This window comes from Calidifontimicrobium sp. SYSU G02091, assembly GCF_022631395.1.
Taxonomy (GTDB): domain Bacteria; phylum Pseudomonadota; class Gammaproteobacteria; order Burkholderiales; family Burkholderiaceae_C; genus Calidifontimicrobium; species Calidifontimicrobium sediminis.
Genome location: NZ_JALBGB010000001.1, coordinates 157,170 through 179,393 on the forward strand (window position 1 = coordinate 157,170; position 22,224 = coordinate 179,393).

General features: G+C 71.9%; 21 protein-coding genes. 9 read left to right on the forward strand and 12 right to left on the reverse strand.

What is annotated here, in order from left to right:
* The first annotated feature begins 39 nt into the window (after positions 1-39).
* The 7 genes from argS (at position 40) to MOJ79_RS00815 (ending at position 7,355) form a co-directional block, all read left to right on the forward strand.
* Positions 40-1,755: an arginine--tRNA ligase gene (argS, locus tag MOJ79_RS00785; RefSeq protein WP_241922436.1), complete on the forward strand. Its 1,716-nt coding sequence runs from the start codon at positions 40-42 to the stop codon at positions 1,753-1,755.
* Positions 1,752-2,360, forward strand: a complete 609-nt coding sequence (locus MOJ79_RS00790) for an SPOR domain-containing protein (protein WP_241922437.1) — start codon at positions 1,752-1,754, stop codon at positions 2,358-2,360. Before argS ends, MOJ79_RS00790 begins: the two co-directional genes overlap by 4 nt.
* Positions 2,361-2,460: 100 nt before the next feature.
* Positions 2,461-3,102: a thiol:disulfide interchange protein DsbA/DsbL gene (locus MOJ79_RS00795; RefSeq protein ID WP_119290819.1), complete on the forward strand. Its 642-nt coding sequence runs from the start codon at positions 2,461-2,463 to the stop codon at positions 3,100-3,102.
* 110 nt (positions 3,103-3,212) lie between these two features.
* A complete protein-coding gene (lptA, locus tag MOJ79_RS00800) occupies positions 3,213-3,773 on the forward strand; it encodes a lipopolysaccharide transport periplasmic protein LptA (RefSeq protein WP_241922438.1) in 561 nt (186 codons plus the stop codon).
* 32 nt (positions 3,774-3,805) lie between these two features.
* Positions 3,806-4,570: an LPS export ABC transporter ATP-binding protein gene (gene lptB / locus MOJ79_RS00805; RefSeq protein WP_241922439.1), complete on the forward strand. Its 765-nt coding sequence runs from the start codon at positions 3,806-3,808 to the stop codon at positions 4,568-4,570.
* A gap of 11 nt (positions 4,571-4,581) precedes the next feature.
* Positions 4,582-6,084, forward strand: a complete 1,503-nt coding sequence (locus MOJ79_RS00810; RefSeq protein ID WP_241922535.1) for an RNA polymerase factor sigma-54 — start codon at positions 4,582-4,584, stop codon at positions 6,082-6,084.
* Between the two features lie 38 nt (positions 6,085-6,122).
* A complete protein-coding gene (locus tag MOJ79_RS00815; protein WP_241922440.1) occupies positions 6,123-7,355 on the forward strand; it encodes a THUMP domain-containing class I SAM-dependent RNA methyltransferase in 1,233 nt (410 codons plus the stop codon).
* 6 nt (positions 7,356-7,361) lie between these two features.
* On the opposite strand, the gene MOJ79_RS00820 is transcribed toward MOJ79_RS00815, so the two are convergent.
* The 9 genes from MOJ79_RS00820 to recA form a co-directional block, all read right to left on the reverse strand.
* On the reverse strand, positions 7,362-8,153 hold the full coding sequence (locus MOJ79_RS00820) for an MBL fold metallo-hydrolase (RefSeq protein WP_241922536.1): 792 nt from the start codon (positions 8,151-8,153) through the stop codon (positions 7,362-7,364).
* 306 nt (positions 8,154-8,459) lie between these two features.
* Positions 8,460-9,128, reverse strand: coding sequence for an FHA domain-containing protein (locus tag MOJ79_RS00825; RefSeq protein WP_119290824.1), 669 nt, complete (start codon positions 9,126-9,128; stop codon positions 8,460-8,462).
* A 57-nt stretch (positions 9,129-9,185) separates the two neighbouring features.
* Positions 9,186-9,971, reverse strand: a complete 786-nt coding sequence (locus tag MOJ79_RS00830) for a Stp1/IreP family PP2C-type Ser/Thr phosphatase (RefSeq protein WP_241922441.1) — start codon at positions 9,969-9,971, stop codon at positions 9,186-9,188.
* Between the two features lie 100 nt (positions 9,972-10,071).
* Entirely contained in the window at positions 10,072-10,959 is an 888-nt protein-coding gene (locus tag MOJ79_RS00835) for a serine/threonine-protein kinase (RefSeq protein ID WP_241922442.1), read from the reverse strand.
* Positions 10,960-10,992: 33 nt separating this feature from the next.
* On the reverse strand, positions 10,993-11,724 hold the full coding sequence (locus MOJ79_RS00840) for a TerC family protein (RefSeq protein ID WP_119354757.1): 732 nt from the start codon (positions 11,722-11,724) through the stop codon (positions 10,993-10,995).
* 216 nt (positions 11,725-11,940) lie between these two features.
* A complete protein-coding gene (gene sucD, locus MOJ79_RS00845; RefSeq protein WP_241922443.1) occupies positions 11,941-12,834 on the reverse strand; it encodes a succinate--CoA ligase subunit alpha in 894 nt (297 codons plus the stop codon).
* Between the two features lie 17 nt (positions 12,835-12,851).
* Positions 12,852-14,012 carry an ADP-forming succinate--CoA ligase subunit beta gene (gene sucC / locus MOJ79_RS00850; RefSeq protein ID WP_119354755.1) on the reverse strand — a complete coding sequence of 387 codons (1,161 nt, stop codon included), beginning with the start codon at positions 14,010-14,012 and terminating at the stop codon, positions 12,852-12,854.
* A gap of 230 nt (positions 14,013-14,242) precedes the next feature.
* A complete protein-coding gene (gene recX, locus MOJ79_RS00855) occupies positions 14,243-14,722 on the reverse strand; it encodes a recombination regulator RecX (RefSeq protein WP_241922444.1) in 480 nt (159 codons plus the stop codon).
* 40 nt (positions 14,723-14,762) lie between these two features.
* Entirely contained in the window at positions 14,763-15,803 is a 1,041-nt protein-coding gene (recA, locus tag MOJ79_RS00860; protein WP_119290842.1) for a recombinase RecA, read from the reverse strand.
* A 143-nt stretch (positions 15,804-15,946) separates the two neighbouring features.
* Here recA and MOJ79_RS00865 point away from each other — a divergent pair, with 143 nt between their 5' ends.
* Positions 15,947-16,618 carry a response regulator gene (locus tag MOJ79_RS00865; protein WP_119290844.1) on the forward strand — a complete coding sequence of 224 codons (672 nt, stop codon included), beginning with the start codon at positions 15,947-15,949 and terminating at the stop codon, positions 16,616-16,618.
* Positions 16,619-16,669: 51 nt separating this feature from the next.
* On the forward strand, positions 16,670-18,133 hold the full coding sequence (locus MOJ79_RS00870) for a sensor histidine kinase (protein ID WP_241922445.1): 1,464 nt from the start codon (positions 16,670-16,672) through the stop codon (positions 18,131-18,133).
* A gap of 12 nt (positions 18,134-18,145) precedes the next feature.
* Here MOJ79_RS00870 and MOJ79_RS19010 read toward each other — a convergent pair whose 3' ends face one another.
* The 3 genes from MOJ79_RS19010 to mrdA are packed head-to-tail and all read right to left on the reverse strand — an operon-like array spanning position 18,146 to position 22,222.
* Positions 18,146-19,021, reverse strand: a complete 876-nt coding sequence (locus MOJ79_RS19010) for an NAD(P)-dependent oxidoreductase (protein ID WP_272885346.1) — start codon at positions 19,019-19,021, stop codon at positions 18,146-18,148.
* A gap of 4 nt (positions 19,022-19,025) precedes the next feature.
* Positions 19,026-20,192: a rod shape-determining protein RodA gene (gene rodA, locus MOJ79_RS00890; RefSeq protein WP_241922446.1), complete on the reverse strand. Its 1,167-nt coding sequence runs from the start codon at positions 20,190-20,192 to the stop codon at positions 19,026-19,028.
* Positions 20,189-22,222: a penicillin-binding protein 2 gene (gene mrdA / locus MOJ79_RS00895; RefSeq protein ID WP_241922447.1), complete on the reverse strand. Its 2,034-nt coding sequence runs from the start codon at positions 22,220-22,222 to the stop codon at positions 20,189-20,191. The genes rodA and mrdA overlap by 4 nt, the downstream gene beginning before the upstream one ends.
* Between the last annotated feature and the right edge of the window lie 2 nt (positions 22,223-22,224).

Here is a 22,224-nt window from a genome sequence, read left to right on the forward strand (position 1 = left end):
CCGCCAGGAGCCTCAGGGGGCGCCCGTAGAATCGATTGCATGATCCAAGCCAAGCTCGAGCTGCTCGCAGCGTTGCGCCGGGCGGTGGGCGAGCTCGGTGTCGAGCCGCCGGCCACGCTCGCGTTCGAGTCGCCGAAGCAGGCCGCGCACGGCGACTTGGCGGTCACCGCGGCGATGGCGCTGGCGCGCACGCTGCGCAAGAACCCGCGCGAGGTCGCGCAGGGCTTGGTCGAGGCGCTTTGGCGCCAGTCCGAGGTGCAGCGCTGGGTCGCCGCGATCGAGGTCGCCGGCCCCGGCTTCGTCAATCTGCGCCTGGCCGATGCCGCGCGCCAGGCCGTCGTCGTCGAGGTGCTCGCCGCCGGTGACGCCTTCGGGCGCCGTGAACGCAATGGCCGCCGCGTGCTCGTCGAATTCGTCTCGGCCAATCCCACCGGTCCCCTGCACGTCGGCCATGGCCGGCAGGGTGCGCTCGGCGACGCGATCTGCCACCTGCTGGCCGCGCAGGGCTGGGACGTCACGCGCGAGTTCTATTACAACGACGCCGGCGTGCAGATCGGCAACCTCGCGCTGTCGGTGCAGGCGCGGCTGCGTGGCCTGAAGCCGGGTGACGACGGGTGGCCCGAGGCGGCCTACAACGGCGACTACATCGCCGACATCGCGGCCGACTTCGCGGCGCGCAAGACGGTGCGCGCCGACGACCGCGTCTTCACCGCCAGCGGCGACGTCGACGACCTCGACGGCATCCGCCAGTTCGCGGTGGCCTACCTGCGCCACGAGCAGGACCTCGACCTGAAGGCCTTCGGCGTGCGCTTCGACCACTACTTCCTCGAGTCGAGCCTGTACGCCAGCGGCCGCGTCGACGCCGTCGTGCGCGCGCTGGTGGCCGCGGGCAAGACCTACGAGGAAGGCGGCGCGCTGTGGCTGCGCACCACCGAGTACGGCGACGACAAGGACCGCGTGATGCGCAAGTCCGACGGCAGCTACACGTACTTCGTGCCCGACGTCGCGTACCACCTGGTCAAGTTCGAGCGCGGCTTCACGAAGGCGGTCAACATCCAGGGCAGCGACCACCACGGCACGATCGCGCGCGTGCGCGCTGGTCTGCAGGCCATCGGCGCCGGCATCCCGCCCGGCTACCCCGACTACGTGCTGCACAAGATGGTCACCGTGATGCGCGGCGGCGAGGAGGTCAAGATCTCCAAACGCGCCGGCAGCTACGTGACGCTGCGCGACCTGATCGAGTGGACCAGCCGCGACGCGGTGCGTTTCTTCCTGATCAGCCGCAAGGCCGACACCGAGTTCGTCTTCGACGTCGACCTCGCGCTCAAGCGCAACGACGAGAACCCGGTGTTCTACGTGCAGTACGCACACGCGCGCATCTGCTCGGTGATCGCGCAGTGGGTGCAGCAGCACGGCGGCGACCCGGCCACGCTCGCCAGCGCCGACCTCTCGCGCCTGACGGCGCCGACCGAGGTCGCGCTGATGCTCAAGCTCGCCGACTATCCGGCGATGGTCGAGCGCGCGGCGGCCGAGCTCGCGCCGCACGACGTCGCGTTCTACCTGCGCGATCTGGCCGCGGCGCTGCACAGTTACTACACCGCCGAGCGCTTCCTCGTCGACGACCGCGAACTCGCGCGCGCGCGGCTCGCGCTGCTGGCGGCGGTGCGGCAGGTGCTGCGCAACGCGCTGGCGCTGATCGGCGTGTCGGCGCCGGAGTCGATGGCGCGCGCCGAAGAGGCGCTGGAGGACGCATGAAGGCGCAGCGTGGCGGGTTCGTGCTCGGCCTGATCGTCGGGCTGCTGGTCGGGCTGGGGCTGTCGCTCGCGGTGGCGCTGTACGTGACCAAGGTGCCGGTGCCTTTCGTCGACAAGGTGCCGCGCCCGCCGCAGAACGAGGCCGCCGAGGCCGAGCGCCTGAAGCGCTGGGATCCGAACGGCCCGCTCAGCGGGCGGCCGGCGCAGCGCGGCGAGTCGGCCTCGACGCCGGCGGTACCGCCACCGACGGCGCCGGCGGCAGCGCCGCCTGCGCTGGCCAACCGCCCGGCCGCCCCCGGCGCGGCGACCGCGCTGCCGGCCGCCGCCACCCCGCCGCAAACCCCGGCGGCCGCAGCGCCGTCGGCGGACCCGTTCCGCTACTTCGTACAAGTGGGCGCCTACTCGCGCGCCGAGGATGCCGAGCAGCAGCGGGCCCGACTGGCGATGCTCGGCTTCACGGCGCGCGTGAGCGAGCGCGAACAGGCCGGCCGCACCGTGTACCGCGTGCGGCTGGGGCCGTTCGAACGCAAGGACGAGGCCGACGCCGTCCAGGAACGATTGAAGGGCAACGCGGTCGAGTCAGCGTTGGTGCGCGTGGAGCGTTGAAGATCCACGACACCTGCGTGCATCGCCGCGCGCGTTGCGCTTTCCTGTCACCCCGTGCCGCCGCCCTGCGGGTGCGGCGGCCCCAATGAGGACCACGACCATGAATCGCCGCCAGTTCACGCTCCGCGCCGCCGCCGTCGCCACGCTGCCGTGGGCCGGCGCGGCCCACGCGCAGCCTGCTGCCTTCGTCGAGGGCCGCGACTTCGTCCGCCTGGCCACGCCGGTGGCGACGTCGGGCGGCGGCAAGATCGACGTGCTCGAGTTCTTCTGGTACGGCTGCCCGCACTGCAACGCGTTCCAGCCGGCCATCGAGGCGTGGGCGGCGCGGCAGCCCGACTACGTCGCGTTCCGGCGCGTGCCGGTGGGCTTCAGCGCGCTGCACGAGACGCACGCCAAGCTCTACTACGCGCTCGAGGCGATGGGCGAGATCGAGAAGATGCACCGCCGCGTCTTCGCCGCGATGCACGTGCAGCGCCGCCGCCTCGACAAGGAAGCTGACATGGCCGCGTTCGCTGCCGAGCAGGGGCTCGACCGCGACAAGTTCCTCGACGCGCTGCGCTCGTTCGGTGTCGCCACCAAGGCGCGCCAGGCCAAGGCACTGGCCGACGCGTACAAGATCGACGGCACGCCGTCGATCGGCGTCGGTGGGCGCTTCTTCACGTCGGGCAGCCTCGCCGGCAGCAACGAGCGTTCGTTGCAAGTGGCGAGCTTCCTCGTCGAGCGCATCCGCAAGGGCGGCTGAGCCGGCGCGCCGGTGCGGTGGCGACGCGCCACCCGCGCCGAAATTTCACACGCCACCGGGTGGCGTGCCGACGCGACGGGGCTAGAATGGCCTGCAATTTCCATGCCGCTATGCCCTGTCGCCTGACTGCCCCGCTGCCCGCGCTGCTGGTCGCGCTCACCGTCGCGCTGTCGGCCGCGGCGCCGGCCGTCGCGCAGCGCAGCGACCGCAGCCAGCCGATGACGATCGAGGCCGACCGCCAGAGCACGGTCGACCTGGCCAAGCGGGTCGTCGTCTTCGTCGGCAACGTCGTGATCACGCAGGGTTCGCTGCGCATCACGGCCGAGCGCGTCGAGGTGCGCGAAACGCCCGAGGGCTGGCGCAGCGCGGTGGCCCTCGGCGAGGCCGGCCGCGCGGCCACGTTCCGGCAAAAGCGCGACGGCGTCGACGAGGTCATCGAGGGGCGCGCCGACCGCATCGACTACGACGGCCGCGCCGACACCGTGCGCCTCGCCGGCAATGCGCTGCTGCGGCGTCTGCGTGGCGGCGCGCCGGCCGACGAAGTCACCGGCGCGCTGATCACCTACGACAACGTCAACGAGACCTTCAGCGTCAGCGCCGGCGACGGTGGTGGTCGCGTGCGCGCCATCCTGACGCCGCGCGAGTCGGCGCCGGCGGGTTCGCGGCCGTGAACGCGCTGCGCGAACCCGCGCCCCCCACGCCGGTGTCGCTGCCGGCCACGACGGCCGTCAGCCGCCTCGAAGCCACCGGCCTCGAGAAGCGCTACGGCGCGCGCCGCGTCGTCAAGGGCGTCGGGCTGGCGGTCAGTGCCGGCGAGGTGGTCGGCCTGCTCGGCCCCAACGGCGCCGGCAAGACGACGATCTTCTACATGGTCGTCGGGCTGATCCGCGCCGACGCCGGCGAGATCCGCATCGACGGCCAGCCGGTGCACCACCGGCCGATCCACCAGCGTTCGCGACTGGGGCTGAGCTACCTGCCGCAGGAGGCGTCGATCTTCCGCAAGCTCACGGTCGAGGAGAACGTGCGCGCCGTGCTCGAGCTGCAGCGTGGCGCCGACGGCCGGCCGCTGAAGCCGGCCGAGATCGAGCGCCAGCTCAACGACCTGCTGCTCGAGCTGAGCATCGACAAGCTGCGCACCAGCCCGGCGCCGGCGCTGTCGGGCGGCGAGCGGCGGCGCGTCGAGATCGCGCGCGCGCTGGCCACGCAGCCGCGCTTCATCCTGCTCGACGAGCCGTTCGCCGGCGTCGACCCGATCGCCGTGATCGAGATCCAGCGCATCATCGGCTTCCTGAAGGCGCGCGGCATCGGCGTGCTGATCACCGACCACAACGTGCGCGAGACGCTGGGCATCTGCGACCGCGCCTACATCATCAGCGACGGCCAGGTGCTGGCCGAGGGCACGCCGGCCGACATCGTCGACAACGCCGACGTGCGCAAGGTGTACCTCGGCGAGCACTTCCGCATGTAGCCGGCATGAGCATGAAGCCGTCACTGCAGGTCCGGCTGTCGCAGCACCTGGCGCTGACGCCGCAGCTGCAGCAGTCGATCCGGCTGCTGCAGCTGTCGACGCTCGAGCTGCACCAGGAAGTCGAGCAGATGCTCGAGCAGAACCCGTTCATCGAACTCGACGACGAGGCCGCTTCGCCGTTCGAGGCTTCGCTCGACGCCGCGGCCGAGCGCGCAATGCCGGCCGATCGCATGGCCGAGCCCGACGAGACCGACGGCCGCCTCGACGACGCCGAGCCGGCCGGCCTCGACGGCACCGAACTCGGCACGACCGAACGCGACGACTGGGCCAACGGCACCGAAGGCGACGACTTCGACGGCATCCGCGAGACGCCCGCGGCGGCGGCGACCGACGACGACTTCGAGCCGCAGGAGCGCGGCCCCGGCGACACGCTCGCCGACCACCTGCGCCGCCAGGTGCTCGGCATGCGGCTCGCGCCCGAGGACGCGGCCGCCGTCGAGGTGCTGATCGACTCGCTCGACGACGACGGCTACCTCGCCGACACGCTCGACGAGATCGCGCAGCAGCTCGCCCCCGACGACGAGGAGGCGCGCGACGAGCTGCTGTCGCGGCTGCGCTGCGCGCTCGGCTGGCTGCAAAGCCTCGACCCCTGCGGCGTCGGCGCGCGCGACCTGCGCGAGTGCCTGACGCTGCAGCTGCGCACGCGGTCCGCGTCGCCGGCGCGCGACGTGGCGCTGGCAATCTGCGAACAGCACCTCGAGCTGCTGGCCAAGCGTGACATCAAGCGGCTGATGGCGGTGACCGGCGCCGACGAGGACGTCATCCGGCAGGCGCAGGCGCTGATCGTGGCCTGCGAGCCGAAGCCCGGACGGCCGTTCGCGCGCGCCGAGGCCAACGTCGTCGTCCCCGACGTCATCGTCGTGCGCAGCGGGCGCGGCTGGAAGTGCGTGCTCAACCCCGACGTGATGCCCAGGCTGCGCATCAACGACCTGTACGCGCAGGCGATCCGCGGCCAGCGCAACGGCTCGGCGGCGGGTCTGTCGTCGCGGCTGCAGGAAGCGCGCTGGTTCATGAAGAACATCCAGCAGCGCTTCGACACCATCCTGCGCGTCTCGAGCGCGATCGTCGAGCGGCAGAAGGCTTTCTTCAGCCACGGCGAGATCGCGATGAAGCCGCTGGTGCTGCGCGAGATCGCCGACGAGCTCGGCCTGCACGAGAGCACGATCTCGCGCGTGACCACCGCCAAGTACATGGCCACGCCGTTCGGCACCTTCGAGCTGAAGTACTTCTTCGGCTCGTCGCTGAACACCGAGGCCGGCGGCAACGCGTCGAGCACCGCGGTGCGCGCGCTGATCAAGCAGTTCGTCGCCGCCGAGGACCCGGCCAAGCCGCTGTCGGACAGCCAGCTCAGCCAGATGCTCGAGGAGCAGGGCATCCAGGTCGCGCGGCGCACGGTGGCCAAGTACCGCGAGGCGCTGAAGATCGCGCCGGCCAACCTGCGCAAGGCGCTGTGACGCCGGCGCCGAGTGCGTCTGCGCCCGCGCCGCGCGGCGTGGCGCTGTTCCTGCCGGCTGCCGGCGGCACCGAGACGCTGCTGGCCGACGAGTGCCGCCGCCTGCTCGGCGGCGCGGCGCGTATCGAGCCCGGCCGCGGTGGCGTCACGGTGCACGGCGACGCGGTGGCGGCGATGACGCTGAACCTCGAGAGCCGCCTCGCGCAGCGCGTGCTGTGGCCCTTGGCCGATGGCCCCTACCGCGACGAACACGACCTGTATGCGCTCGCGCGCACGGTGCGCTGGACCGACTGGATCACGCCGCGGCAGACGCTGCGCGTGGACACGAGCGCGCGCGCGTCGCCGCTGCGCAGCCTGCACTTTGCGGCGCTGCGCATCAAGGATGCCGTGTGCGACGTGCTGCGCGATGCCACCGGCGCACGCCCGAGCGTCGACACGCGCGACCCCGACCTGCCGCTGCGGCTGCACCTGGGCGCGGCGCACGCGACGCTGTACGTCGACACCTCGGGCGAGCCGCTGTTCAAGCGCGGCTGGCGCGACGCCGCCGCCGCGGGCCGCGAAGTCAAGGGCGAGGCGCCGCTGAAAGAGACGCTGGCCGCCGCGATGCTCGCCGCCGCCGGCTGGCAGGGCCGTGCCGAAGACCTGCCGCTGCTCGACCCGTGCTGTGGCGCCGGCACGATCGCGATCGAGGCCGCGCAACTCGCGTGCGGCATCGCCCCGGGCGCGCAGCGCCGCTTCGCGTTCGAGCGGCTGGCGCCGTTTCGCGACCACGCGGCGACCTGGCAGGCGTTGCGGCGCGACGCGCGCGAGCGCGTGCACGCGCCGGCGGTGGCGGTGTTCGCCGGCGACGTGTCGTTTCGCATGACCGATTTCGCTGCGCGCAACGCCGAGCGCGCCGGCGTCGCCACGGCGATCGCGTTCAAGACGGCCGACGCGCTGCAGCGTCCGCCGCCGGCGCCGCGCGGCGTGCTGATGCTCAACCCCCCCTACGGCGAGCGCATCGCGCCGAAGGGGCGCGGCGCGAACGCGCGCGAGGGCTTTACCGACGCCGTCAGTGGCGACGACTTCTTCGCCGCGCTGGCCGCGCACTGGAAGCGCCACTACGGCGGCTGGACGGCCTGGGTGCTCAGCCCCGACGCGCAGCTGCCGCGGCGGCTGCGGCTCAAGGAGAGCCGGCGCGTGCCGTTGTGGAACGGGCCGATCGAGTGCCGGCTGTACCGCTTCGATCTCGTCGCCGGCTCGGCGCGTGGCGCCCGCCATGCCGGCGACTGACGGCCGTCAGACGGTCGCGTCGAGCGTCAGCCGCTGACCGCTGGCCAGCGTGTGGATGCGGTGCGACAGGCCCAGCGCCGCGACCTGTCGCATCACGGTGTCGACCTCGCCCGGCTTGACGTGCGTGACGTGCACGTCGACGCCCGGGGCCAGCCGCGAGAGTTCACCCGCCAGCGACGACGGACTGAGGTGTCCGCTGATCGCCGCCAGCGCGGCATCCTCGTCGCCGAATGCCGTCTCGATCACGACGTGCGCGACCGGCAGCGCACGCAGCCGCTGCCACAGCGCGGGGTTCGGTCCGGTGTCGCCGCTGAAGACCCACGCCGGGGCGCCTTCGCGCGGCTGCACCGCGAAGCCGACGGCCGGCACCGTGTGCGCCGCCGGCAGCACCTCGACGCGGCGCGCGCCGAAGCACAGCACGTCGCCGACGGCGAACGGCACGAACCGCAGCAGTGGCTGCTCGACGCTGGGCAGGCGGCTGAAGTCGGGCCAGATGACGTCGTTGAAGACGTGGGTGCGCAGTGCCGTGATCGTGGCCGGCAGCGCGTGCACCGCGATCGGCCCGCGCCCGGTGGCGATGCGCCGGCGCGAGACGGTGTCGGCCAGCAGCCCGATCGCCAGCACGTGATCGAGGTGCGAGTGGCTGACGACGACGTGGTCGATGCGCAGCAGCTCGTCGAGCGAGAGGTCGCCGACGCCGGTGCCCGCGTCGACCAGCAGGTCGTCGTCGACGAGGAACGCCGTCGTGCGGCTGCCGGCCGCGATCGACCCGGAGCAGCCGAGCACGCGGATCGTCATCGTCGTCGCGGTGGGGGCCGGCGTCGCGGCGGGCCGCGGGGCGACGCGTGCGTCGGCGGGTGGAACGAGCAGCATGGCCGCGATGGTGCGGTGGCCCTGCGGGGTCCGCAAGCGGGCGATGCCGCACCGCGCCGCGATGCATGTGCCGTCGATCCATCGCGGTGGCGGGCGCGTGAGAACTTCACGCGCCGCGGCACGCGGCAGGGGGCTTCGCCGAGGTGTGGCGCGACGCCCGCGCGGGTCGGCCACCCGGCACGCGCCCCCTTCCCCGCCGACCGCCGCGCCGGCGCGCGGGCGGCGGCCGGCTCAGGCCTGCACGAACTGCATCTGCGTGCCGGCCAGCTCGATGACGTCGCCGTTCTTCAGCTGGATCGCGTCGCCGACCAGCGGTGTACCGTTGACGGTCGGCCGCGAGCTGCCTTCGACGTGGGCGAGCACGTAGCCGGCCGGCCGTTTGGTGATCGACGCCACCTGCACGCCCGGCTTGCCGACGGTCGTGACGACCTTGGTCAGCGCGACTTCACGGCCCGCCGCGGCGCCGTTGAGCACACGGATCGACGCCGGGCCCACCGGCGAGGCGAGCGAGCCGAAGCCCGACATCGCGGCCGTGCGCGATGCGACGAAGCCCGGCGCCGGTGCCGCGGCGCCCGGCCGGATGATCATCGTGTGCTCGTAGTCGGCGCCGCCGTCGTTGACGAGGTACTTGATCTTGTACTTGCCGATCTCGATCGTGTCGTTGTGCTGCAGCAGCTGGCGCTTGACCGCCTTGCCGTTGATGTAGGTGCCGTTGGTCGAGTTCAGGTCCTCGATGAAGACGTCCTGCCCGGCCATCTGCAGCACGGCGTGCTCGCCGCTGACGGCGAGGTTGTCGATCACGATGTCGTTGTAAGGTCGCCGCCCGAGCGTCGTCTTGTCCTTCGTGATCTGGACTTCCTTGATCACGACACCGTCGAGAGAGACGACCAGCTTGCCCATGCGCAGGACCTCAGTAGTGTGCGGACCGCCCGGCGCGCCGCGCGCCACGGGCGGGTCTCAGCGCTTGAACGGCCACCAGGACCGGCCGCCGGCCGACGCGTTGCCGCCGACCCTTGCCAAGACGAGGGAAATATTATCCCTTCCACCTGCGTCGTTGGCGGCGTCGATCAGCGCGCGGCCCGCGCCGGCCAGTGTCGCGTGAGATTTGAGCAACTGCGCCAGTGCGGCGTCGTCGACCATGTCTGACAGGCCGTCGGAGCACAGCAGGTACAGGTCGCCAGGCAGCACGTCGTGCAGGTGCGTCTCGAGCATCACCGTGTCCTCGACGCCGACCGCGCGCGTGACGAGGTTCTTGTGCGCCGCGAAGGCTGCCTGCTCGGGCGAGATCAGGCCAGCGTCGATCTGCTCCTGCAGCAGCGAGTGGTCGCGCGTGATCTGCACGAGCTTGCCGCCGCGCAGGCGGTAGGCGCGCGAGTCGCCGACGTGGCCGATCAGCAGGTGCGGGCCGCGGAACACCGCCACCACCAGCGTCGTGCCCATGCCGGCGTACTTCGGGTCGGCGTTGGCGGCGTTGAAGATCGCGCGGTTGGCGTTGTCGACGCAGATGTCCATCGCCCGCCGCACATCGGCGTCGGCCGCCTCGGCGCCGGCCTGGTGCAGCCAGCGGCCGAGCTCGGCGCGGATGAACGAGGTGGCCATGCCGCTGGCGACCTCGCCAGCGTTGTAGCCGCCCATGCCGTCGGCCAGCACCGCCAGCGCGCAGCCCTCGTCGAGGGCGACGGAGTCCTCGTTGTTGTCGCGCGCGCGCCCCTTGTCGATGGCAGCGAAGAACTCGAGGGTCATGAGGGGCGCGCTGGAAACGGTGGAGGCACGAGGCCGCGACGGCCGACGATTGTGCACCGACTCCCCGCGGGCACACGCGGGCGCGAGGGCGGCGGCGGGTTCACACGACGGTTCCCGGCAGGCGACGCAGGTGCAGCGCGAACTCGGCGGCGGTCGGGCGCTGCGACGCCTCGCGGCTCAGGGCCTGCGCGAGCAGATCGGCGAGCGCCGGTGGCAGGTCGGGGCGCAGCTCGGCCAGCGTGCGCGTCGCGCCCTGGGCCATCGCGCGCAGCAGCGCGCCCATCGTCTCGCCGGCGTACGGCAGCGTGCCGGCGAGCAGCTGGAATAGCGTCACACCGAGCGCATAGACGTCGCCGGCGGCCGACGGCGCGCCGCCGGCCAGTTGCTCGGGCGCCATGAACGCCGGCGTGCCCAGCAGCACGCCGGTGCGGGTGCGTGCGGCGTCGAGCGCGCGCGCGACGCCGAAGTCGGTGATCCACACCCGGCGCGTGGCCGCGTCGAACACCAGGTTCGCCGGCTTGAGGTCGCGGTGCACGACGCCCATCGCGTGCGCGTGCGCGAGCGCGTCGGCCACGTCGGCGCCGAGCTTCAGCACGAGCGGCTCCGGCAGCCTGCGTGCGGGCGCGGCGTAGCGGCGCAGGTCGGTGCCGGGCAGCAGCGCCATCAAAAGATATGGATGCGCGCCTTCGACGCCGCCGCCGAGCACCTCGACGATCGAGGGGTGCCGCAGCCGCTGCAGCGTCTGCGCCTCGCGCGCGAACGGCGACATCACCGCGTCGTCGCGCGCGGCGTCGGCGTCGCAGGCGTCGAGCACCTTGAGCGCCACGCGCTGCGTCGAGCGTGGCTCGACGGCGACGTACAGCGAGGCGCTGCTGCCGCGCGCGAGCAGGCGTTCGATGCGCACACCGGCGAACGCGGCGCCGGGCGCGAGTGCCGCGGCGCGCGGGGGCCGGCCGGTCGTGCCGTCACCAGGGCCGCTGGCGTTCATCGCCCGGTGACGCGATGCGGCGAGCTGGCGCGATCAGGCCGCCGGCGCCGCCGCGGCGCGGCGCGACGCGATCCACTTGCCCCACACGAGCACCAGCAAGGCGCCGGCGACGCCGGCGGCGTACTTGACGGCATCGGTCTGCGGCACCTTCGGCATCCAGGTCCATTCGCCCGGCTGCGCGACCGCCGGATCGCCGACGGCCATCGTCCCGGCGATCCAGCCCAGCAGCATGCCGCCGGCGGTGATGATGAGCGGGAAGCGGTCCATCAGCTTGATGACGAGCTGGCTGCCCCAGACGATGATCGGGATGCTGACCAGCAGGCCGAAGATCACGAGCGCGAGCTGGTGATCGGCGTGCGCGCCGTGCGCCGCGCCGGCGATCGCGATGACGTTGTCGACGCTCATCACGAGGTCGGCGACGATGATCGTCTTGACGGCGGCCCACAGCTTGTCGCTCGCCTCGATGTTCGCGTGGCCGTCGTCGTCCTCGGGCACCAGCAGCTTGATGCCGATCCACACCAGCAGCGCGGCGCCGACGAGCTTGAGGAACGGGATCGCCAGCAGCGTCAGCGCGAAAAAGATCAGCACGACGCGCAGCCCGATCGCGCCCGCGGTCCCCCACAGGATGCCCTTCATGCGCATGCGCGGCGGCAGGCGCCGGCAGGCCAGCGCGATGACGACGGCATTGTCGCCACCGAGCAGGATGTCGATCATGATGATCTGGCCGACCGCGATCCAGAACGCGGGGGTCAGGAACTCTTCCATCCGGGGTCTCCCTTGCCTCGGCCGCCAGTGTAGGCGCCGCCGCGGCGCGCGCCCTGCGTAGAACTACAGATAGCGCGGCGCCGCGAGCGTCCGGCGGGCGGCGCACCGAGGGACCGCGGCGCCTGCGCCGGCGGCCCCACCAAGCGAACGGGCCGCGTCGAAGCGGCCCGCGCGAGGTTGCCGTGTCGGCGCGGCCCGGGGGGCCGCGCCGCGCCCTCAGAGCAGCGACTTGAGCAGCCGGCCCATTTCCGACGGGTTGCGCGTGACCTTGAAGCCGCACTCCTCCATGATCGCGAGCTTGGCGTCGGCGGTGTCGGCGCCGCCACTGATCAGCGCGCCGGCGTGGCCCATGCGCTTGCCCGGTGGCGCCGTGACGCCGGCGATGAAGCCGACGACGGGCTTTTTCATGTGGTCCTTGCACCAGCGCGCCGCGTCGGCCTCGTCGGGGCCGCCGATCTCGCCGATCATGATGACGGCGTCGGTGTCGGGGTCGTCGTTGAACATCTTCATCACGTCGATGTGCTTGAGCCCGTTGATCGGGTCGCCGCCGATGCCCACCGCGGTGCTCTGGCCGATGCCCAGCTCGGTCAGCTGCGCGACGGCTTCATAGGTCAGCGTGCCCGAGCGGCTGACGACGCCCACCCGGCCCTTCTTGTGGATGTGGCCCGGCATGATGCCGATCTTGATCTCGTCGGGCGTGATCACGCCGGGGCAGTTCGGCCCCAGCAGCAGCGTCTTCTTGCCGCCGGCGGCTTCCTTGGCCTTCATCTTGTTGCGCACGATCAGCATGTCGCGGATCGGGATGCCCTCGGTGATGCACACGACGAGGTCGAGGTCGGCCTCGACGGCCTCCCAGATCGCGTCGGCGGCACCGGCCGGCGGCACGTAGATCACGCTGACGTTGGCACCGGTGGCCGCCTTCGCGTCCTTCACCGACGCGTAGATCGGGATGCCTTCGAAGCTCTCGCCGGCCTTCTTCGGGTTGACGCCGGCGACGAAGCAGGCCTTGCCGTTGGCGTAGGCCTGGCAGCCGCGGGTGTGGAACTGACCCGTCTTGCCGGTGATGCCCTGGGTGATGACGCGGGTGTCCTTGTTGATCAGGATGCTCATGGGGTGCGGCTCCGGGCTTACTTCACGGCGGCGACGATCTTCGTCGCGGCTTCGGCCATCGTGTCGGCGCTGATGATCGGCAGGCCCGACTCGGCGAGCATCTTCTTGCCGATGTCCTCGTTGGTGCCTTTCATGCGCACGACCAGCGGGACGTTCAGGTTGACCGCCTTGCACGCGGCGATCACGCCTTCGGCGATCGTGTCGCAGCGCATGATGCCGCCGAAGATGTTGACGAGGATGCCCTTGACCTTCGGGTTGCGCAGCATGATCTTGAACGCCTCGGTGACCTTCTCGGCCGTGGCGCCGCCGCCGACGTCGAGGAAGTTCGCCGGCTCGCCGCCGAAGAGCTTGATCGTGTCCATCGTCGCCATCGCGAGGCCCGCGCCATTGACGAGGCAGCCGATGTTGCCGTCGAGGCTGATGTAGCTGAGGTCGAACTTGCTCGCCTCGATCTCGGCCGGGTCCTCCTCGTCGAGGTCGCGGCAGGCGACGATCTCGGGGTGGCGGAACAGCGCGTTGGAGTCGAAGTTGAACTTCGCGTCGAGCGCCTTCAGATGCCCGTTGCCCTCGAGGATCAGCGGATTGATCTCGGCGAGCGACGCGTCGGTCTCCATGTAGCAGCGGTACAGGTTCTTGAACAGCTGCACCGCCTCGGCCTGGCTCGCCTCGGGCACGCCGATGCCGCGCGCGAGCTCGAGCGCCTGCGCGTCGGTCAGGCCCACGAGCGGGTCGACGAAGACCTTGATGATTTTCTCGGGGGTCTTGTGCGCGACCTCCTCGATGTCCATGCCGCCTTCGGAGCTGGCCATCATCGCGACCTTCTGCGTCGCGCGGTCGGTCAGCGCGGCGACGTAGTACTCCTTCTTGATGTCGGCGCCTTCCTCGATCAGCAGGCGGCGCACCTTCTGCCCCTGCGGGCCGGTCTGGTGCGTGACGAGCTGCATGCCGAGGATCTGGCCGGCCAGCGTGCGGACCTCGTCGATCGAACGCGCGAGCTTGACGCCGCCGCCCTTGCCGCGGCCACCGGCGTGGATCTGCGCCTTGACGACCCACACGCTGCCGCCGAGCTTCTGCGCCGCCTCGACGGCTTCCTGGACGGTGAAGGCGGGGAAACCGCGCGGCACGGGCACGCCGAACTGGCGCAGGATGTCCTTGCCTTGATATTCGTGGATCTTCATGGGCTCGGGCGGGTCGGAGAGTGGACGGGGTGCCGTCGCGGCGTCGCGCCGCGCGACACCGCGATTGTGGCCGCCGATGTTGGCATCGGGCTGACGTCGCCGATGCGGGTGGCCGACGCATCGCCGCGACGCCGGCGGGCACGAACACCGGCGCGCCGCGAAGCGCGGCGAAATGTAGCACGCACCTGCAGGCGCGCCGGCGGGCGCGGCGCGCGTGGCGCCGTCACTGTTCACTCATCGTTCGGCCGGCCCTGCACGCCCGGCACGGCGCGGCGCACGACGTCGTGCGCGAAGCCGCGCGCAGCGAGGAAGCGCATCTGGCGCGCGCGCTCCGTGGCGTCGGCGGGGGGGCTGCCGAACTTGCGTGCCCACAGCGCGCAGGCGCGGTCGAGCTCGCTGGCGCGCAGCGCCGCGTCGGCGTCGGCCGCGAGCTCGATGCCGTGCTGCGCCAGTTCGTCGCGGATGCGCCGCGTGCCGAAGCGTGCCGCACGGCTTTGCACGCGCAGCGCCGCAAAGCGCTCGTCGCTGAGCCAGCCCTGCTGCTGCAGCCAGTCGAGCAGGTGATCGACCTCGGCGGGGTCCGGATCGGTGGCGCCGGATTCGTCGCCCTTGCGGCGCCGCAGGAGCTTGCGCCGCAGTTCGCTGCGGCTGTGCTCGCGCCGGGCCAGCAGCTTCAGCGCACGCGCCTTCAGCGACAGGGCCACCGGCACGCGTGCACTCCGCTGCTGCCCGTGCCGGCAGTGATGGGACTCACGCCCCGTCGGCTGGCGCGGCGAGCGGCGCCACGCCGAGCGACTCGCGGATCTTGTTCTCGATCTCGCGTGCCAGCTCGGGGTTCTCGCGCAGGAACTCGCGCGCGTTGTCCTTGCCCTGGCCGATCTTCTCGCCGTTGTAGGCGTACCAGGCCCCCGACTTGTCGAGCACCTTGGCGGCCACGCCCAGGTCGACGATCTCGCCCTCGCGGCTGATGCCCTCGCCGTAGAGGATGTCGAACTCGGCGGTCTTGAAAGGGGGGGCGACCTTGTTCTTGACGACCTTGACCTTGGTCTCGCTGCCGATGACTTCCTCGCCGCGCTTGATGCTGCCGGTGCGGCGGATGTCCAGGCGCACCGACGCGTAGAACTTCAGCGCGTTGCCGCCGGTCGTCGTCTCGGGGTTGCCGAACATGACGCCGATCTTCATGCGGATCTGGTTGATGAAGACCACCATGCAGTTGGTCTTCTTGATCGTGGCGGTGAGCTTGCGCAACGCCTGGCTCATCAGCCGCGCCTGCAGGCCCGGCAGCGCGTCGCCCATCTCGCCCTCGAGCTCGGCCTTGGGCGTCAGCGCGGCGACCGAGTCGACGACGATCAGGTCGACCGAGCCCGAGCGCACGAGTGCGTCGACGATCTCGAGCGCCTGCTCGCCGGTGTCGGGCTGGCTGATCAGCAGGTCGGCGAGGTTGACGCCGAGCTTCTGCGCGTACTGCACGTCCAGCGCGTGCTCGGCGTCGATGAAGGCGCACACGCCGCCTTGCTTCTGCATCTCGGCGATGACTTGCAGCGTCAGCGTCGTCTTGCCCGAGCTCTCGGGGCCGTAGATCTCGACGACGCGCCCGCGCGGCAGGCCGCCGACGCCCAGCGCGATGTCCAGCCCGAGCGAGCCGGTCGAGACGACCTGGATGTCCTCGATCTTCTCGCCCTCGCCCAGGCGCATGATCGAGCCCTTGCCGAACTGCTTCTCGATTTGCGCGAGGGCGGCCTGCAGGGCCTTGGCTTTCTCGGTGTTCAGGGCTTTGACGGGCGCGTCCATGCGGTCCTCCGGTGTCATGCGGCGATTGTGGCACAACTGGATGGGCATCCAGTACTCGCGGGCGCCCCGGCAGGCGCGAATCCCTAGAATCCGCCGACAACGCGCCCGGCAAGAGCGCGGTCGATGGCGAAGGAGACGAAGCGATGCGCATTCTGATAGCCGAGGACGACCAGGTGCTCGCCGATGGCCTGTTGCGCTCGCTGCGCAGTTCGGGCTACGCGGTCGACCAGGTGTGCAGCGGCAGCGAGGCCGATGCGGCGCTGGCTTCGCACGAGTTCGACTGCGTGATCCTCGACCTCGGCCTGCCGAAGATGCACGGGCTGGACGTGCTGCGCCGGCTGCGCGCTCGCGGCAGCACGGTCCCGGTGCTGATCCTGACCGCCGCCGACAGCGTCGAGCAGCGCGTCAAGGGGCTGGATCTCGGCGCCGACGACTACATGGCCAAGCCGTTCTCGCTGCAGGAGCTCGAGGCGCGCGTGCGCGCGCTGACGCGCCGCGGGCTGGGCACCGCGTCGAACGTGATCCGCCACGGGCCGCTGAGCTTCGACGCGACCGGCCGCGTGTGCTACATCAACGACCAGATGGTCGAGCTGTCGGCGCGCGAGCTCAGCCTGCTCGAGGTGCTGCTGCAGCGTACCGGGCGGCTGGTCAGCAAGGACCAGCTCGTCGAGCGCCTGTGCGAGTGGGGCGAAGAGGTCAGCAACAACGCGATCGAGGTCTACATCCACCGCCTGCGCAAGAAGATCGAGCAGGGGCCGATCCGCATCGCGACCGTGCGCGGCCTGGGCTACTGCCTCGAGAAGATCGCCCCCTGAGCCCGGCGGCGTCCGGCGCGAGGACGCGGCGACGGTATCCTCGCGCGCACGATGTTCGCCCGCCGGCCTGAACAGCGTTCGCTGCTCGGCGAGATCCTCGACTGGATGCTCGCCCCGCTGCTGCTGCTGTGGCCGATGAGCATGGGGCTGACGTGGGTCGTCGCGCAGGGCATCGCGAACCGGCCCTACGACCGCGACCTCGGCGAGCTCGCGCGCACCGTCGCGCAGCGCGTCGTCGTGCACACCGACGTCGTGCGCGAGGTGCGGCTGCCGGCGGGCGTGTCGGCGCTGGTGGCCGACGTGCTGCGCGGCGAGGACGCCGGCGCGATGTACTACCAGGTGCTCGGCCTGCGCGGCGAGCTGGTGGCCGGCGACCGCAACCTGCGCGTGCCCGTCGACGAGCGCATCGAGCCCGGCGTGCTCAAGTTCCGCGACGACACGATGCTCGAGGAGCCGGTGCGCGTGGCCTACCTGTGGCTCGCGGTGCCGCTCGAGGGGCGCGAGGTGCCGCCGCTGGTGCAGGTCGCCGAGACGCTGGACCGGCGCTCGCGGCTGGCCACCGAGATCATCAAGGGCGTGATCCTGCCGCAGTTCGTGATCCTGCCGCTGGCCGTGGTGCTCGTGTGGCTGGCGCTCGCGCGCGGGCTGGCGCCGCTGAACGCGCTGCAGAACCGCATCCGCCAGCGCGAAGCGCACGACCTGAGCCCGATCGCCGAGCGCGAGGCGCCCGAGGAGGTCACGCCGCTGGTGCGCGCGATCAACGAGCTGCTCGCGCGCCTGGACCACTCGATGAGCGCGCAGAAGCACTTCCTCGCCGATGCGGCGCACCAGATGAAGACCCCGCTGGCGGGCCTGCGCATGCAGGCCGAGCTGGCGCAGCGCGAGATCGACGCCGGCGGCGACGCGCGCTCGGTGCGGCGCTCGCTCGAGCAGATCGCGCTGTCGAGCCAGCGCGCCGCGCACATGGTCAACCAGCTGCTCGCGCTGGCGCGCGCCGAGGACCGCGAGCAGGCGCTGCGCCAGCAGGACGTCGATCTCGTCCAGCTGGCGATCGAGACCGTCGAGGACTTCGTGCCGCGGGCGATCGACAAGCGCATCGACCTCGGCTACGAGGGGCCCTCGCTGGCCGACGCACGCCCGACGCTGCAGGGCCAGCCGGTGCTGGTGCGCGAGCTGATCCGCAACCTCGTCGACAACGCGCTGCAGTACACCCCGCCCGGCGGCGCGGTGACGGTGCGCGTGCTCGTCGACCCCTTCGGCCAGGTCGCCGTTCTGCAGGTCGAGGACACCGGCCCCGGCATCCCGGCGGCCGAGCGCGAACTCGTGTTCCAGCCCTTCTACCGCGCGCTGGGCACCAACGTCGACGGCAGCGGGCTCGGGCTGGCGATCGTGCGCGAGATCGCGACGCAGCACGGCGCCGAGATCGACGTCGAAGACGCTCACCCGCGCGCCGGTGGCGGCACCGGCACGCGCTTCACGGTGCGCTTCCCGCTCGGCGGTGCGCGCTCGAAGTGACTGCGCGTCGCTTCAGCGGCCGCGCGCGATCGCGCGCTCGAAGAGGCACGCGTCGTCGCGCGCGGCATCGCCATCGGCGCAGGCCTGCGCAAACACCGCGGCCGCGGCGGCGCCGAGCACCGGCTCGGGCCCGACCGCGCGGGCGGCGGCCAGCGCCAGCGCCGCGTCCTTGGCGAGCAGTGCCGTCGCCGCACGCGGCGCGTCGTCGCCGGCCAGCGCGCGGCGCAGCCGGTCGCTGGCGATCCAGCTCTGACCGCTGGACTGCTCGATCACCTCGAGCGTGCGTGCCGCATCGAGCCCGAGCTGCACGGCCAGCGCGAGCGCCTCGGCCGCGCCGGCGAGGTTGACGGCCGCCAGCAGGTTGTTGACCAGCTTCGTGCGCGCACCGTCGCCGGCGCGCGTGCCGACGCGAAACAGCCGCGACGCCATCGTGCGCAGCAGCGGCTCGTGGCGCGCGAACACGTCGTCGGGGCAGGCCACCATCAGGCTCATCGTGCCGTCGCGCGCGCGCGCCGGGCCGCCCGACATCGGCGCGTCGATCGCCTCGACACCGCGCGCCTGCAGCGCCGCGGCGATGCGCTCGGTGTCGTCGGGGCCGATCGTCGGGCACAGCAGCACGGTCTGGCCCGGTCGCAGCGCGTCGGCGGCGCCGCGGGGCCCGAACAGGACGTCGTCGGTCTGGCGCGCGTCGACGACGACGACGATCAGCACGTCGCACGCCGCGGCCAGCGCCGCGGCGTCGTCGGCCGCCGGCAGCGGTGCGGCCAGCGCGACGCGCTGCGGGTCGACGTCGCGCACCCGCACCGCGTAGCCCTGCTCGGCCAGCCGCTGCGCGATCGGCAGCCCCATCAGGCCGATGCCGATGACTCCGATGCGCGGCCGTGCCATCGCGTCAGCTCTGCATCAGGCGCCGGCTCTTGGCGATCGACAGCAGCATGCCCAGGCTCAGCCCGAGCGTGACCATCGCCGTGCCGCCGTAGCTCACGAACGGCAGCGGCACGCCGACCACCGGCAGGATGCCGCTGACCATGCCCATGTTGACGAACACGTAGGTGAACAGCATCAGCGAGATCGCGCCGGCCAGCAGACGCGAGAACACCGTCGGCGCCTCGGCGGCGATCGCCAGCCCGCGCACGATCAGGAACGCGAAGCCGATCAGCAGCGCGACGACGCCGGCCAGCCCGAACTCCTCGGCCAGCGCGGCGAAGATGAAGTCGCTCGTGCGCTCGGGGATGAACTCCAGGTGCGTCTGCGTGCCGTTCATGAAGCCCTTGCCCCACAGGCCACCCGAGCCGATCGCGATCATGCCCTGGATCACGTGGAAGCCCTTGCCCAGCGGGTCCGACATCGGGTCGAGCAGCGTGCACACGCGGTGCTTCTGGTACTCCTTGAGCACGACCCAGTCGACGCCGGGCTGGCACATCGCGTCGCCGAAGGCGATCAGTGCGACGATGCCCGCCGCGCCCAGCGCCAGCACCGGCACGATCAGCCGCCACGGCAGCCCGGCGAAGAAGATCACGAACAGGCCCGCCGACAGCACCAGCAGCGAGGTGCCGAGGTCGGGCTGCTTGACGATCAGCGCGAACGGCAGCAGCAGCAGGGCCGCGGCGACGGCGAAGTCGGCCGCGCGCAGCTGGCCCTCGCGCTTGTCGAACCACCATGCCAGCGTCATCGGCAGCGCCAGCTTCATGATCTCGCTGGGCTGGATCACCGCGACGCCGATGTCGAGCCAGCGCGTCGCGCCCTTCTTCGTGATGCCGAACAGCGCCGTGGCCACCAGCAGCGCGATGCCGAGCGTGTACAGCGGCACCGCGAGCGCCATCAGCCGCTGCGGCGGCACCTGCGACACCAGCAGCAGCACCGCCAGGCCCAGCAGCATGTTGCGCACGTGGCCCGAGAAGCGCGCCCCGTGGTCGTAGCCGGCCGAGTACATCACGACGAGGCCCGCGGCGGCCAGCAGCAGCACGGCCAGCATCAGCCACGCGTCGAAGCCGATCAGCAGCGGGCGCACGCGCTGCCACAGCGACGGGCGCTCGAAGACGGCGTGTGCCCCGTTCATCGGCCCACCCCGGCGCCGGTGGCCTGCATCGCCACGTGCCGCGGCTCGTGCGCGGCCGGTGCCGCCGCCACCGGCGCCGTCGTCAAGCCGGGCAGCGGCACCTCGTCGGCGCGCCGCGGCGTGCCCACCGGCGCCGTCGAGCGGCCCTCGCGCGTGAGCGCGATGTCTTCGTCGCTCGGGAAGAGCCCGAGCAGCCAGTAGTCGAACACGCGCCGCGCGATCGGCGCCGCGGCGGCGGCGCCGAAGCCGGCGTTCTCGACGATCACCGCCAGCGCGATCGTCGGCGCCTCCAGCGGCGCGAACGCAACGTACAGCGAGTGGTCGCGCTGGTGCTCGGCCAGCTTGGCGGCGTTGTACTTCTCGTTCTGGCGGATGCCCACCGCCTGCGCGGTGCCCGTCTTGCCGCCGCTCTTGTACGGCGCGCCGGCGAACACGCGCGTCGACGTGCCTTCCTGCGTGACGCCGTACATCGCGTCGAGCACGAGCTGCACGTGCGCCGGGTTCAGTGCCAGCGGCGGCCGCGCGCGGCGCTCGACGGGGCGGCGCGCACCGCTGACGACGTCCTCGATCTCGCGCACCAGCCGCGGCTCGAAGCGCTGGCCGCCCGAAGCCAGCGTGGCCATCGCCTGCGCGATCTGCAGCATCGTGAAGCTGTTGTAGCCCTGGCCGATACCCAGCGAGATCGTCTCGCCGGCGTACCAGCGCTGCTGCTCGGGGCGCTTGTAGGTGCGGCGCTTCCACTGCGTCGACGGCAGCACGCCGGTCACCTCGCCGTGCAGGTCGATGCCGGTGCGCGCGCCGAAGCCGAACGGCGACAGGTGCTCGTGCATCAGGTCGACGCCCATCTCGTTGGCCAGCGAGTAGTAGTAGACGTTGCTCGACTTGACGATCGAGCGCCGCATGTCGACCGGGCCGAGGCCGGTGTCGCCGTGGCTGCGGAACAGGTGGCCGCCGAAGTTGAACGTGCCGCCGTCGTGGATCACGGTGTTCGGCGAGCGCTTGCCGCTGGTCAGCGCGGCCATCGCCATGAACGGCTTGAACGTCGAGCCCGGCGGGTAGGTGCCGCGCAGCGCGCGGTTGAGCAGCGGCTTGTCGATGCTTTCGTTGAGTTCGCGCCAGCTGTCGTGGTCGATGCCGTCGACGAACAGGTTCGGGTCGAACGTGGGCTTGCTGACGAAGGCCAGCACCTCGCCGTTGCGCGGGTCGATCGCCACCAGCGCGCCGCGGCGGTCGCCGAACAGCTGTTCGACGAGCCACTGCAGCCGGATGTCGACCGACAGCACCAGCGTGTTGCCCGGCGTCGGCGGGTGGCTGCGCAGCTGGCGCACCGCGCGCCCGCCGGCGGTCGTCTCGACCTCGGCGTAGCCGGTGGTGCCGTGCAGCTCGGCCTCGTAGCTCTGCTCGAGGCCGAGCTTGCCGATGTACTCGGTGCCGCGGTAGTTGGCCTGGGTTTCCTCGTCCCAGTCCTCCATCGCCTTCTTCTCGGCGGCGTTGATGCGCCCGATGTAGCCGATCATGTGCGAGCCGGTCTCGCCCAGCGGGTAGCTGCGGAACAGCCGCGCGTTGACCTCGACGCCGGGGAAGCGCCAGCGCTGCGCGGTGAAGCGCGCGACCTCCTCGTCGCTGAGCTTGGTGCGGATCGGGATCGAGTCGAAGCTCTTGCCCTCCTCGCGCAGCCGCTTGAAGCGGCGGCGGTCGCTCGGGCGGATCTCGACGATCTGCGCCAGCGCGTCGATCGTCGCCTCGACGTCGCCGACCTTCGACGGCGTGATCTCCAGCGTGTACGCCGAGTAGTTGCTCGCCAGCACGACGCCGTGGCGGTCGACGATCAGGCCGCGGTTGGGCACCACCGGCAGCACGGCGATGCGGTTGGTCTCGGCGCGCGTGGCCAGCTCGTCGTGCCGGATCACCTGCAGGTAGACCATGCGCGCGGCCAGCAGCGCCAGACCCAGCAGCACGAACGCGGCGGCCGCCAGCACGCGGCCGCGGAAGCGGTGCAGCTCGAGCTCGACGTTCTTCAGCTCAGCCATCG